Source organism: Rosenbergiella gaditana (genome assembly GCF_018494065.1).
Lineage (GTDB): Bacteria > Pseudomonadota > Gammaproteobacteria > Enterobacterales > Enterobacteriaceae > Rosenbergiella > Rosenbergiella gaditana.
Genome location: NZ_JABBFR010000002.1, coordinates 144,041 through 157,161, shown reverse-complemented (window position 1 = coordinate 157,161; position 13,121 = coordinate 144,041). Strand labels below are relative to the sequence as shown.

Below are 13,121 nucleotides of genomic sequence, written 5' to 3'. Positions count from 1 at the left end.
CTCCCTCTAATACGTCGCAGCGATGTTAAGTCTATTAAGGTTGTAAGAAAGGATAGCCTGTAAGGTGTAATTGTCGCTGCTTTTCTTGCGCGATCAACGTTGCTTGTGCACCTATTGGTAAGGTGACGGTATCTGCATTATGTCCATAATCGAGATGATTGATAAAAGGAATACCGCTTTTTTGCTGTAGGTAATCCCACACTGTATCAAGCTGATACCCTGCGTCGTAGGAGGTGGGTTCACCACGGGTAAAGCTACCGGTGATGACCGCTTTTTGTTGGGCCAGTATCCCTGAGTTGTACAGCTGAAGAAGCATCCGTTCTACACGGAAAGGGCTTTCATTAATATCTTCAATCACTAAGATGCCGTCGACAATTTTAGGTAACCAAGGGGTTCCTATTAGCGAACAGATCATCGCTAAATTGCCTCCCCAGAGCTTTCCCTGCCAGGTTCCAGATAAATCATGACTATCTTGCCAAGAGAGGCTGTAATCAGATTGTGATAACACTCCCCAGAAATGGGAGTCCGTGAAACTCGATAGCGTTTCTGCGCCAAAATTACCGGCTAACATGGGGCCGCTAAAGGTTACCAAATCTGACTTGGCCAAAAGGGCGAGTTGTAAGGCGGTAAAATCACTGTGACCACAGAGTAAAGCTGGCTCATCGGTCAACCGCGCTTTTAACCCCGCGTAATCCACATCTGCCAGCAGTCGGCTAACCCCGTAGCCACCTCGTACCGCGAGGATAATATCCGGTAAATCCGCTAGGGTAACCAGCTCATTAATATCGTTGAGTCGCTCAGCATCTGTACCGGCAAAGCGTTGCGCCCTACGGGTGATGATCGCCGTATTCTCGAGCTGATGATCGCGGCTCAGTCGTTCAAGAGCACGCTCAGCGGTCAGTTGATTTTGACAATAACCCGAGGGCGCTATCAGACGTATAGTACGAGAAGTAGACATAGATGTGCTCAATGTTGGGTAAAAATTTATGATGAGTGAGTCATCTAATGAAGGCAAGAACTCTCGAAAAATATTTGATGATGGGGAATCAAAATTAGGATCTTTCTGTTTTTTATGCTAAAAAACCCATCAAATCATGAAAAACTATGATTAAAGGGGCTTTGGATGTCGCTTTTTTTAAGACAAACAGCCATTTTTAAATTTCTACTGCTGAGTAACATAGCTCGCAATTCATTCTTCAGGAACTCCATGACGTGAAAAGCAAACTTTTGCTGTTGGCGGTTTTAACGCTGTCAGCCTGTTCACAGCATCCGACACAGATCACTGATACGCAGACGATACAAAACGCTAAATTTTTACTCGATCCCCAAGCGATCTCAAAACCGGGTAAAGTGGTCACTAATGATCACTGGTCCCATTATACCCAAGATGCCGCCAGTCATTATGGCGTTGACCCGAAACTTGTCAGCGCCATTATTAGTGTCGAATCCGGTGGAAACCCAAAGGTGGTAAGTCACTCCAATGCCATTGGTTTGATGCAAATCAAAGCCTCTACAGCCGGTCGTGCAGTCTACCAAGCAATAGGCCGTCGTGGACAACCGAGTGGCCACGAGCTTAAAGATCCGGCGAAAAACATTCAGATTGGTACTGCGTATTTGAAGTTGTTACAAGAAAATGAGTTATCAGGCATTAAAAACCCGGTGACTTTGCGCTACGCCACCATCGTTTCCTATGCTAACGGTGCTGGGGCATTAATGCGTATTTTTTCAGCAAGTCGTGAGCGTGCGATTGCAAAAATTAATCGCATGACACCAGAACAATTTATCAGTTATGTACAGCGTGAACATCCGGCAGCCCAAGCGCCACGCTATCTGCGCAAGGTGACGGAAGCTTATCAAGATAGTTAACATCATAAATAATAAAGTTTTTATCAATTTTTATTCGCCACTGTTCAAATTGTTGCCTATAATAATTTCGACAGTGTATAAAAATATTTATTAATCACTTTGTGAATGACTAAATTGATGTTTGTCAGATAAGGAGCAGTAAATGGGTATTCTTTCGTGGATTATCTTTGGTCTGATCGCAGGGATCCTTGCGAAATGGATTATGCCAGGTAAAGACGGCGGCGGTTTCATCGTCACTGTTATTCTGGGGATTGTCGGTGCGGTCGTAGGTGGCTGGATCAGTACGTTCTTCGGTCACGGTCGTGTTGATGGCTTCAACTTCGGAAGCTTTGTGGTAGCGGTAATCGGCTCAATCGTTGTACTGTGGATCTACCGCAAAATCAGAAGCTAAGTTCTGACGAATGAAAAAGGTCACCGTGACGGTGGCCTTTTTTTATGTCTAGTAATCACGAATCACTGTAGTTATCAGCCATCATGGTACAATCGCCTAATATACTTGCTAACAATAGGCTGATCCCATGAATGAATTCTCCTTACTTTGTCGTATCCTCGGTACGCTCGTTTATCGTCACCCGAATGATCCTGCAGTCGAGCCACTATGGGAGCTGCTCGCGCAAGGTAAACTCAACCAACACTGGCCCTTAGAACAAGATGAATTGCTGGCGCAGTTACAGCGAGCTTATGATCGTGATAGCTTAGGTACTGATTACGAAGCATTATTCTATGGTGAGTCACCGGCGGTAACACCTTTTGGTCACCAATGGCCACAAGGTCCAGCCGAAGCTGAGGTTAAAAACTTCTTAACGACTCGCGGTATGCCGCTCTCTGAGACGCCAGCCGACCACTTCGGTTTATTACTCCTTGCCGCCTCTTGGTTAGAAGATCATGCTGCTGATGATGAAAACCAAGCAATCATCACCTTGTTTGAGACCTTTCTATTGCCTTGGTGTGGGGCATTCCTCGGTAAAATGGAAGCGCACGCCCAAACCGGATTTTATCGCGCCTTAGCAATGACCACCCGAGGTGCTGTCCAAGCCATGGCAGAAGAGCTACTAGAGGCTGAGGGGCTTGACGACGACGAGGGGCAGTAAGATGCATTATGAACCTAGTTTTATTGCTGAGTTAGTCGCATTACGCCGTACGCTACATCAGTATCCCGAAGCGGCTTTTGAAGAGGTGGCAACGGCTGCTGCGGTAGAAGCTTACTTACAGCAGTGTAATATGGACGAGATCCATACAGGTATCGGTCAAACAGGCATTGTCGCGCTGATAAAAGGTCAGCGACCCGGTAAAATGATCGCGCTACGGGCAGATATGGATGCTCTACCGATGCAAGAGGGGCACGATGCTTCTCAGGTAGAATATTGCTCAAAAATTGCTGGGCGATTTCATGGTTGTGGTCATGATGGTCATACCGTTATGTTACTGGGTGCCGCAAAATTACTGGGCAAACATCGTGATTTTGCGGGGACCTTAGTGTTTATCTTCCAGTGTGCAGAAGAGAATTTACTGGGCGCACCAGCGATGCTCAACGATGGACTTCATCAACGTTTTCCCTTCGAAGAAATTTATGGTTTGCACAATATGCCCGGTCGTCCACGAGGGATTATTGAGGTGAACCAGGCGGCAACACTCACCGCCAGTGATATTTTCAGCGTAACCTTGCAAGGCAAAGGCGGACATGGAGCGGTGCCGGAGCAATGTATCGATCCTATTGTGATGGCTGCGAGATTAATCGCTGATTACCAAACCATTGTAAGCCGGTCAATTAGCCCATTACAAACGGCAACCATTAGCTTTGGTTCTATACAGGGCGGCAGTTCACACAACATTATTCCCGATCAGGTGACATTGAGCGGAACGGTGAGAACCTATGATCCGCAAGTGCGGCTGGACGTCAAACAGCGTATGCAGCAACTGTTAGAGAGCGTCACACAAGGTTTTGGCGGCAGTGGTGACATCACGTATCTCGCGGGCTGTCCTGCAGTAGTCAATAATGCAGCCCTAGCAGGAGAATTAGTGACAGCGCTACAGCAATGGCGAGGGAGTGAATCCTGTTACTTAGCCAATAGCCCCGTTGGACCTTCCGAAGATTTTGCGTTCTATCTCGACCATGCCCCAGGTGTTTATGGCTTCCTCGGCATTGGGGATAAACCAATGTGCCACCATCCCGAGTACGATTTTGATGATGGAGTCATTGGTCAAGGTATCGATTGGTGGCTTAATGTCGCGTATGCGCGCGCTGAATATCGTCGCTAAGATAGGTCAAGGCTAGCCAAGGGTTTTATCGGACCAATTATGTTGGCACCGGTACACCCAGGCAGGAGGGACATTTTTCAGTACGCGTTGTCTTTCCCAAATGAAATAGCGGGATAACTCGGGTTGGGTCAGGGAGGTGTATTGAAATTGTATAAATACACCGCCCGGTGCTAGGGTCTCGTGAACTTTCTCTAGGATGGCGTGACGGATTTTTGCGGGTAGCGATAACAAAGGTAAGCCTGAAAAGATAACATCGTAATGTCCGCTCAGATGTTCAGCCGAATGTGAATGGATCGACATCCGCTCGTCTTGGATTTGACGTAATTTTTTAACGAGAGATGGGCTGATTTCAAAGACATCTAGCGAAGCATTCTGGGCGAGATGTTGAAGCAGAACACGCGTTAACACACCATCGCCAGCACCCAGCTCCGCGGCACGAGTCACTTTTTGCCAGTCAGCGCACTGAGCCATAGTTTCGCAAAGTATATGAGATGAGGGGGTTATGCTGCCAATTGCGCGAGGATTTCTTATAAATTGTTGCACAAATCCAGCTTTCGAACGGAACATATTTATTGCTGAAGCCAGCATATCAACCTCCTGTTAGTACTCAATGAACTACTTAGTCTTCAGTGTAGAGTGAAAGTGCCAGAATAGAACTATTTTTTTACGCTTTATAAGACTAGTCTGTAAGTAAATTCGTCAAAAATTTCTTACCTAACTCACAAAATACCCCTCTCAGTTGTGACAAAACCCCCTTCACAGGTTAATTTAACACTTATTTAACATGTGTGAGGGGGTTTTATGCGCTATGCGACACCGATAGAGAATGCATCGTTGATTGAATTAAAAGACCGTTATCATAACTTCGTTAATGGCGAATTCATCCCTCCCAAATCGGGGGATTATTTTACCAATACCTCGCCGGTGGATGGTTCGGTGATTGGTGAATTCCCTCGTTCCCAGGCTGAGGATGTCGATCTGGCGGTCGATGCAGCAACCAAAGCCTTTATGGTTTGGCGTAAAGTTTCTGTACAACAGCGTGCCGAAATTTTATTGAAAATAGCGAATAGATTAGAGCAAGCGACCGAACGTTTCGCTGTTAATGAGACCTGGGATAATGGTAAACCGGTGCGTGAGACCTTAGCGGCTGATGTCCCGCTTGCAGTGGACCACTTCCGTTATTTCGCTGGCTGTCTAAGAGCCCAAGAGGGTAGCTGTGCCGAAATTGATGAGACAACCGTGAGTTACCATTTTCATGAGCCGCTAGGCGTGGTCGGACAGATTATCCCTTGGAACTTCCCACTGCTGATGGCAGCCTGGAAATTGGCACCAGCATTAGCTGCGGGGAATTGTGTTGTTCTCAAACCTGCAGAGCAGACGCCGTTATCGATTACCCTCTTTGCAGAACTGGTGGGTGACCTGCTTCCTCCAGGAGTATTAAATATCGTACATGGTTTCGGCCGAGAAGCAGGTGAAGCGTTAGCCAGTCATAAGGGAATCGCGAAAATTGCTTTTACTGGCTCTACCGCTACGGGTCGCCATATTTTGGAACTTGCAGCGAAAAATATCATTCCCTCTACCGTCGAGTTAGGCGGCAAATCGCCGAATATCTTCTTTGAAGATATTATGGAGGCTGAAGAAAGTTTTATCGAAAAAGCCGCAGAAGGGCTGGTGCTTGGCTTTTTAAACCAAGGTGAAATCTGTACCTGCCCATCACGTGCGTTAGTACAAGCCTCTATTTTTGACCGCTTTATGGCGGTGGTGATGAAACGCATGCAGACCATTAAACGCGGTCACCCGCTCGATACGGAGACGATGGTGGGAGCGCAAGCGTCACAACAGCAGTTTGATAAAATCCTCTCTTGGCTGGACATCGCCCAGCAAGAAGGCGCTGAAGTCCTTGCAGGAGGACACGCTGAAACCTTATCGGGTGAATTAGGATCGGGCTTCTATATCCAGCCGACGCTTTTAAAAGGCAATAACAGCATGCAGGTTTTCCAAGAAGAGATTTTCGGGCCTGTTATTGGTATCACCACCTTCAAGGATGAAGACGAAGCCATCGCCATCGCCAATGACACGATTTATGGTTTAGGGGCAGGAGTCTGGACACGGGATACAAATCGAGCGTACCGCGTTGGACGTGCCGTTCAAGCGGGTAGAGTTTGGACAAACTGTTATCATCTCTATCCAGCGCATGCTGCGTTTGGGGGCTATAAGCAATCGGGCATTGGCCGAGAGACCCATAAAATGATGCTGGACCACTATCAGCAAACTAAAAATTTACTCGTCAGCTATGGCGTGCAGCCGTTAGGGCTATTCTAAAATAAGCAGGGCGGCCAGTGGCCGCCCTTGTCGATTAATGAATAAACATTACCGAAACACAGAGAATCCCAACAATCAGCGTAATGAAATTGCCAACACTCCGATAAGGTTTTAATTCTTTAATTAACCACGTCGAGAGGGTAGGCATAATAAACAGAATCAGCGCAATTAACGGGCCACTGATCGCATAAATCATCGATAACGCATTGGGGTTAATACTACAAACGCCAAAAGTAATCAGCGACACAATACAGACGGAGAGTGCGCGATTAAAGCGATGACTACGCGAAATACCCACTTGTTTAAGCGTGGTACGAGTCAGTTCTGTTGCCCCTTCGATCACGCCAAAATAGGTTCCAAGGAAAGATTTCGACATGGCGACAATCGCCACCACGATCCCTGATAAGGCTAACCATGCTGGGGAATCAGGCTTCATCGATAGCGCTGAAAGAATGGTTAACCCTTTATCTTTCGCCTCATGAATATAGGCATTCGGAATCGATAAATAGCAGCTGAACACAAAAAACAATACGCTAAGACTAATGACTAAATAAGCCCAACGCATAATGCGTTGACAGCTCGACATTGCCTCGCCGCCGTGTGCTTCGCGTTGTGCCACCGAAAAGGTTGAGATAATCGGCGTATGGCTAAAAGCAAAGACCATTACCGGTAATGACAACCATATTTGGTGCAGACTGGCCGTTGAAAATTCGCCGTTGAGTGAAAGTAATTCTGGATGCCAATCTTTGACCATGTAGCACGATAAAAAAAAGAAATAAGCCAATATTGGAAATACCAAAAACCCCATTACACGAATTGTTGCTTGTCGTCCCATCAAGAAAATCATATTCAACAGCACCACCACTAAGAAACTCAAGCCAATTCTGGCAAGATGAGATAATGGGTAATGGGCAGAGATTTGCTCAATAAGAGAATTCGTGATTGCAACGGCGTAAATTAAGATGATCACGAAGAAAGCGATAAAATAGAGGAAGGTGATGACATTACCCACACGCTTTCCATAGTAATATTTTACAGCATTAGTGATACCATCTCCGGGTTCGCGCGCAGGAGCCGCGAGGATAAACTGACTTAAGGCTTTATGCGGCCAGTAGGTCAGCGGCCAAGCAACAAGGGCAGTGAGGAAGAGGACTAATGTCCCAGCGGAACCGAGTTGGATAGGGAGAAAGAGTGTTCCTGCGCCTACCGCTGTACCGTAAAGGGCAAAACCCCATAGAGTAGCTTCTTTTGACCAAAATCTTGCCATCGATGAATTGATTATCCTGGTTAAATTGAAAAAGGCCGCTAATCTATCACATTAATTTGATTACTGTTAGAACGATTGATGGAGTCACTATGAGTAAGAAAGTATGGGTACTGGGCGATGCGGTCATCGATCTCCTACCAGAAAGTGAAGGTCGTCTATTGCAATGCCCAGGTGGCGCGCCTGCTAACGTTGCGGTTGGAATTGCCCGTTTAGGCGGTAATAGTGCCTTTATTGGCCGGGTTGGGGACGATCCGTTTGGGAAATTTTTACAAAATACTTTAAAAAAAGAGCAAGTCTCTACTGACTACATGCATTTTGACCGCGAACAACGCACCTCTACTGTGGTGGTGGGTCTGGATGAAGAAGGCGAGCGTTCCTTTACCTTTATGGTAAAGCCAAGTGCTGACCTCTTCTTAGTGAACCAAGACCTCCCTGGTTTTCAAGCGGAAGAGTGGTTGCATTGTTGTTCCATCGCACTGAGTCGTGAACCGAGTCGTGCTACCACACTTGAGGCGATGGCCCGTATTCGCCGAGCGGGCGGAAAAGTGTGTTTCGATCCCAATATTCGTGAGGATTTTTGGCCTAATGAACAGGTACTGCGCGACACCTTAGCGCAAGCGCTGGCGTTGGCCGATGTGATCAAACTTTCAGAAGATGAATTACAGTTTATCAGTGGTAGCCATCAACTCGAGCAAGGTATCGCGCGCGTGGTGGAGGCTTATCAACCTGAATTACTGGTGATTACGCAAGGTAAAGAGGGCGTGACGGCGTTCTATCAAGGTAGTCTGAGCTATCACGAAGCGAAACCGGTTGTCAGTGTCGATACAACCGGCGCTGGAGATGCCTTTGTTGCGGGACTGCTTTATGGCTTATCAACGCGTGGATTCCCACAATCGACTTCGCAACTTGACAGCGTACTCGCTTTGGCGCAGGTCTGCGGGGCATTAGCCACCACTGCCAAAGGCGCGATGACTGCGCTACCTTACTACTCTGAAATCACTAAGCAATTCTAAGCGACGGTCTCGTCGTTTATTTTAATGTGTTTGTGATGAAAAACAGTTACCCTATACCTACAAAGTATAGGGTTTTTATTTTTTTAGAATGAGGTTTTTTATGCAAGCACTTCCTCCTTGCCCCCAGTGCCAATCTAGTTTTACCTGGGAAAATGATGAGACGTTGAATTGCCCGGAATGTGGTCACGAGTGGTCTATCAGTGCATCACAAGGTGATGAAGGGGCGTTAATCGTCCGCGATGCCAATGGCAATCTACTCAGTGATGGTGATGCGGTGACCGTGATCAAAGACTTAAAAGTTAAAGGTAGCTCAACGCCCCTTAAAATTGGCACAAAAGTAAAAAGTATTCGTTTGGTCGAGGGCGATCACAATATCGATTGTAAAATCGACGGCTTTGGACCGATGAAATTGAAGTCTGAGTTTGTGAAAAAGAACAGCTAACAGTGAATTCCACCCCAAAGTCGTCATGGCGATGGGGTGATTAATGTTACAGTGTCACCTTTTTTTCCCTCAGCGGCGGCAACTTGCGTCTCCCTAAAAAAATCCCTCCAAACAGCAGCATGACACTGACTATTGCAGAGATGATCCAAAACAGGTGTTGGTAACCATACTGGTCGTGTAACGCACCGAGCGGAAAAGAGATCACCACTACGCCGATCGAACTGGCCACTTGAAAGCCGATCAGAAAAATCGTTGATGAGAGGCGTTTATCGAAGTAGAGCGTGCTGTATTTAAATACCGCAATCACACATAGCGGTACTTCTAGAGCATGCAGCAGTTTTACCGCAGAAATCAGATAAGGATTGACGCTGACCGCGCATGAAAAAATCCTAATCGCCATAATCATCACGCCCAATAACAACGCATTTTTGGCGCCAAGTCGGTTGACCAGTATCGGGGTGACCGCCATAAAGAGGGCTTCAAGGATCACCTGTGATGCGTTCAGGTAACTATAAACTTTTGCCCCAAAGGTCGCAGAGCTAAAGAGCTGGGTATAAAAAATCGGGAAAAGCTGTTGGTCAAAAATATTATAAAAAGACCATGTACCGATAACGAATATGACGAACAGCCAAAAATGTTTGTCGTTAAGTACGGCAGTAAAATCTTGGCGAGTGAGGGTTTTCTGTTGCTGGATCACCTGCTTGGGCGGGGTAAAACGATAATTCAGATAAGCGAACCCCACGCCGAACAGCGAGACGAGCCAAAAGTTAAGGTTAGGATCAATACTAAACAGGACCCCCGCCACGAACGCGCCTAGGGCGTAACCTAATGAGCCCCATGACCTTGCCGTACCGTATTCAAAATGGAAATGACGGCTGATCTTTTCAGAGAACGCTTCCACTAATCCAAAGCCCGCTAAGTAACCTACACCGAGAAATAGCGCACCAATGATTGCCCCAACGTAGAATGAATTGAGCAATAAAGGTTGGTAGATAAAGGTCATAAAGGGGCCTGTTAACACCAGTGCTGCGCTGATCACCCACATCAGGTTTTTTTGTAAACCCAACTTATCTTGTATCACGCCGTAACCGAGCATAAAGACGATACTGGTGGTTTGATTCAGGGCATACAGCATTCCCAGCTCCGCGCCGGTAAGGCCGATACGCTGCTTCAACCAGATGGCATATAACGACCACCATAGCGACCAGCAAATGAAAAAAAGGGCAGAATAGCCCGAGGCAATGCGGTAATTAGGATTTTTAAAAGGGATTGAAAGCAACATCATAGTCTCCCGAATGCGTCGATTAGGGACAGTGATACGCTGTTTTGACGCTTTGAGAATATGCCGAGTGTGAAAGCGTAATCTTTATCACACTTATCCTTGGTTAACGTTAACATATGTGACTTGACGCACATTTTAAGATGATGATCTCTTTGCAGTACGGCAGGTTAACGTTAACAATGGCAGTAATTCAGTTTGGGAGCTTGCTATGAATACGTTAGAACAGGGCCAACAGGCGTTAAACGCGCGATATCCTCTGCGCGGCAATCAGTACTACCCCCATTTTCACCTTGCCCCTCGTGCCGGATGGATGAATGACCCTAATGGACTGGTCTATTTCAACGGACGTTATCATGCTTTCTATCAACACCACCCCTTTAGTGTGGAGTGGGGGCCGATGCACTGGGGCCATGCCACCAGCGATGATATGGTGCAATGGCATCATCAGCCGATAGCCTTAGCCCCAGACAGCGAAGCGGATCGCGATGGCTGTTTCTCTGGCAGTGCGGTGGTCGACAACGGTCAATTAGCGCTGATTTATACCGGTCATCGTTGGTTGGGCGAAGTCGGAGATGACAGTCAAATCTGTGAGGTTCAGTGTTTAGCCACCAGCCAAGATGGCATTACCTTTACTAAACAAGGCGTCATTTTACAGCCCCCAGCAGGCATTATGCATTTTCGCGATCCGAAGGTGTGGCATGAGGCAGGAAGCTGGTGGATGGTGATTGGTGCCCGCGACCCGCAACAACGGGGGCAAGTATTGCTCTATCGCGGTGAATCCTTAACCTCATGGCGCTTTGACCGAGTGCTCGCGCAAGCTAAAGTCGGCGAAGGCTATATGTGGGAGTGTCCGGATTTCTTTAAATTAGGACAACACCATTATCTGCTGTGCTCTCCACAGGGTATCGCCGCGCAAGGCGATAGATTTGCGAATCTTTTCCAAAGTGGCATTATCGCCGGTCACTGGTCTGCGGGAAGTGACTTCACCGATCAGCAAGTCTTTAAAGAGCTGGATCATGGCCACGATTTTTATGCACCGCAAAGTTTCGCCGCCGCAGATGGCCGCCGTATCGCTATAGCGTGGATGGATATGTGGGAGTCACCAATGCCGACTAAGAGCGAGGGATGGTGTGGGTGTTTTACGCTACCGCGTGAGTTGACGGAAGAAAAGGGGCAACTGCGGCAGCGTCCAATTCGCGAACTACAGAATTTACGCGGCGAGGGTAGCAACTGGCCACCTCAGTTACTTATCGAGGAAAAGTTACTTCAAGAGTCGGTAGAGGCTACAGAATTGAGTATTCATTGGGATCTCCAGCGAGTTAGCGCTACGGCCTTTGGTCTGAAATTAGGTCAGGGCCTCACCCTGCGTTACCAAGTTGCGAACCGGAGTTTATCACTGACACGTGATTATTCGACAGAGGGGTTAGCGGACTCACGCCGCGTCGAGATAAGCGACGCCACCGCGATGCAGTGGCAGATCTATATAGATCGTTCATCGGTCGAGGTTTTTATCAATGACGGTGAAGCGGTCCTTAGTAGCCGGATTTACCCCACCGGGGGTGACCGCCAGCTTAAGCTGTTTAGTCAAGGCGGAGACGTGGCAGTTGATACGCTGCACTACTGGCCGTTACGGTCGGCGATAGAGTGACGTTCTAACAGAGGGCAGGCCAGCGAATGAACGCCAGGTTTGTCCCACTGTTCAATAAGATGGCGAGCCGCCTGCTCGCCAATTTGGTAATGGGGCAACTGTAAGGTGGTTAATCCTGGTAAAAACAAGTGACCGACTCCCACTAGATTATCGAAACCGATCACCGCGATATCTTGCGGGATCTTGACTCCCATTGCCAGCAGTTGCTGGTAAGCCACGAATGCGGCCCGATCATTGCCACAAATTAGTACATCGTATGCGAGTGAAGGGGGCGTGATATGCGTCGCCAGCACATCAGCCAACTGTAAATATCCCTCATCTCCTTTAGGCATATGGCGTTGAGTCACCTGATCGAAGCTTTTACCGGCATCACGCCATGCCTGCTCGAAGCCTAGCCGCCTGGCCGTCGGCGCAAGCTCGTTTTCCGGTAACCAATAACAGAGAGGGCGTTGATAGCCACGTGCTAGCAAATATTGAGTGGCTTGATACTGCGCATGGTAATCATCAGGAATATAACTGGCGAGATGAGTATCATCCGATACACAATTGGCTAATACCACTGGCAGCCCAAGTAATGCCTCGGGGAGCTGGATTTTCCGGAGTCCCATAGTGGTGTAGATAATGCCATCAGGCCGGTGTGCCAACACCTCGCGGGCGGCGCGTTGTTTGTCACCCACCGCAGAAACATTAATGATAAAGCTGTTCCAACCGAGCCGCTGCGCGGTGTGCTCGATGGCTAACAATAGATCAACAGAGAAAGGGGTGGTGGCAGTATCTTCAGCCAGTACGGCAAGGGTACGGGGCTTATTGGCCTGTCCGCGAATTTTTTGAGCCGACAGGTCGGGCACATAGTGGAGCTGCTTGATGGCCTCCTCCACTCGCTGACGGGTTGCTACCGTGACACGCGGGGCATTGTTGATCACCCGGGAGACCGTCATCATTGATACTCCCGCCAACTGAGCAACGTCTTTAAGTGAAGCCATATCATCCCCTTTTTATGCTTGCCGGTAGTCTACCAAAAA

Annotated in this window: 13 protein-coding genes; 8 read left to right on the top strand and 5 right to left on the bottom strand. The window is 47.8% G+C overall.

Annotation, left to right across the window (positions count from 1 at the left end; all coding sequences use genetic code 11):
- Positions 1-34: 34 nt before the first annotated feature.
- Positions 35-958 (bottom strand): muramoyltetrapeptide carboxypeptidase, encoded by a 924-nt coding sequence (gene ldcA, locus HH682_RS02200; protein WP_214235809.1) that lies wholly within the window; start codon positions 956-958, stop codon positions 35-37.
- Positions 959-1,212: 254 nt separating this feature from the next.
- On the opposite strand from ldcA, the gene HH682_RS02195 reads away from it, so the two are divergent.
- The 4 genes from HH682_RS02195 (at position 1,213) to HH682_RS02180 (ending at position 4,125) form a co-directional block, all read left to right on the top strand.
- Entirely contained in the window at positions 1,213-1,866 is a 654-nt protein-coding gene (locus tag HH682_RS02195; protein ID WP_214235807.1) for a transglycosylase SLT domain-containing protein, read from the top strand.
- A gap of 142 nt (positions 1,867-2,008) precedes the next feature.
- Entirely contained in the window at positions 2,009-2,257 is a 249-nt protein-coding gene (locus HH682_RS02190) for a GlsB/YeaQ/YmgE family stress response membrane protein (protein WP_214221571.1), read from the top strand.
- Between the two features lie 127 nt (positions 2,258-2,384).
- Complete coding sequence (locus tag HH682_RS02185; RefSeq protein ID WP_214235805.1) at positions 2,385-2,957, top strand: TorD/DmsD family molecular chaperone; 573 nt, start codon at positions 2,385-2,387, stop codon at positions 2,955-2,957.
- A gap of 1 nt (position 2,958) precedes the next feature.
- Positions 2,959-4,125, top strand: coding sequence for an amidohydrolase (locus HH682_RS02180; RefSeq protein ID WP_214235803.1), 1,167 nt, complete (start codon positions 2,959-2,961; stop codon positions 4,123-4,125).
- Positions 4,126-4,137: 12 nt separating this feature from the next.
- Here HH682_RS02180 and HH682_RS02175 read toward each other — a convergent pair whose 3' ends face one another.
- Positions 4,138-4,713 (bottom strand): class I SAM-dependent methyltransferase, encoded by a 576-nt coding sequence (locus tag HH682_RS02175; protein WP_214235801.1) that lies wholly within the window; start codon positions 4,711-4,713, stop codon positions 4,138-4,140.
- Positions 4,714-4,926: 213 nt separating this feature from the next.
- Here HH682_RS02175 and exaC point away from each other — a divergent pair, with 213 nt between their 5' ends.
- Positions 4,927-6,447 carry an acetaldehyde dehydrogenase ExaC gene (gene exaC, locus HH682_RS02170; protein WP_214235799.1) on the top strand — a complete coding sequence of 507 codons (1,521 nt, stop codon included), beginning with the start codon at positions 4,927-4,929 and terminating at the stop codon, positions 6,445-6,447.
- Between the two features lie 34 nt (positions 6,448-6,481).
- Here exaC and HH682_RS02165 read toward each other — a convergent pair whose 3' ends face one another.
- Complete coding sequence (locus HH682_RS02165; protein ID WP_214235797.1) at positions 6,482-7,714, bottom strand: amino acid permease; 1,233 nt, start codon at positions 7,712-7,714, stop codon at positions 6,482-6,484.
- 89 nt (positions 7,715-7,803) lie between these two features.
- Here HH682_RS02165 and HH682_RS02160 point away from each other — a divergent pair, with 89 nt between their 5' ends.
- The gene (locus tag HH682_RS02160; RefSeq protein WP_214235795.1) at positions 7,804-8,727 is read left to right on the top strand and encodes an aminoimidazole riboside kinase; all 924 of its coding nucleotides are present in this window, start codon (positions 7,804-7,806) and stop codon (positions 8,725-8,727) included.
- 100 nt (positions 8,728-8,827) lie between these two features.
- Complete coding sequence (locus HH682_RS02155) at positions 8,828-9,169, top strand: zinc ribbon domain-containing protein YjdM (protein WP_214235793.1); 342 nt, start codon at positions 8,828-8,830, stop codon at positions 9,167-9,169.
- A gap of 46 nt (positions 9,170-9,215) precedes the next feature.
- Here HH682_RS02155 and HH682_RS02150 read toward each other — a convergent pair whose 3' ends face one another.
- The gene (locus HH682_RS02150) at positions 9,216-10,451 is read right to left on the bottom strand and encodes an oligosaccharide MFS transporter (RefSeq protein WP_214236040.1); all 1,236 of its coding nucleotides are present in this window, start codon (positions 10,449-10,451) and stop codon (positions 9,216-9,218) included.
- Positions 10,452-10,659: 208 nt separating this feature from the next.
- Between HH682_RS02150 and HH682_RS02145 the strand changes: the two genes are divergently transcribed.
- Positions 10,660-12,099: a glycoside hydrolase family 32 protein gene (locus HH682_RS02145; RefSeq protein ID WP_214235791.1), complete on the top strand. Its 1,440-nt coding sequence runs from the start codon at positions 10,660-10,662 to the stop codon at positions 12,097-12,099.
- On the opposite strand, the gene HH682_RS02140 is transcribed toward HH682_RS02145, so the two are convergent.
- Positions 12,069-13,082 carry a LacI family DNA-binding transcriptional regulator gene (locus HH682_RS02140; RefSeq protein ID WP_214235789.1) on the bottom strand — a complete coding sequence of 338 codons (1,014 nt, stop codon included), beginning with the start codon at positions 13,080-13,082 and terminating at the stop codon, positions 12,069-12,071. The two genes, HH682_RS02145 and HH682_RS02140, sit on opposite strands and share 31 nt — an antisense overlap.
- Positions 13,083-13,121: the final 39 nt, after the last annotated feature.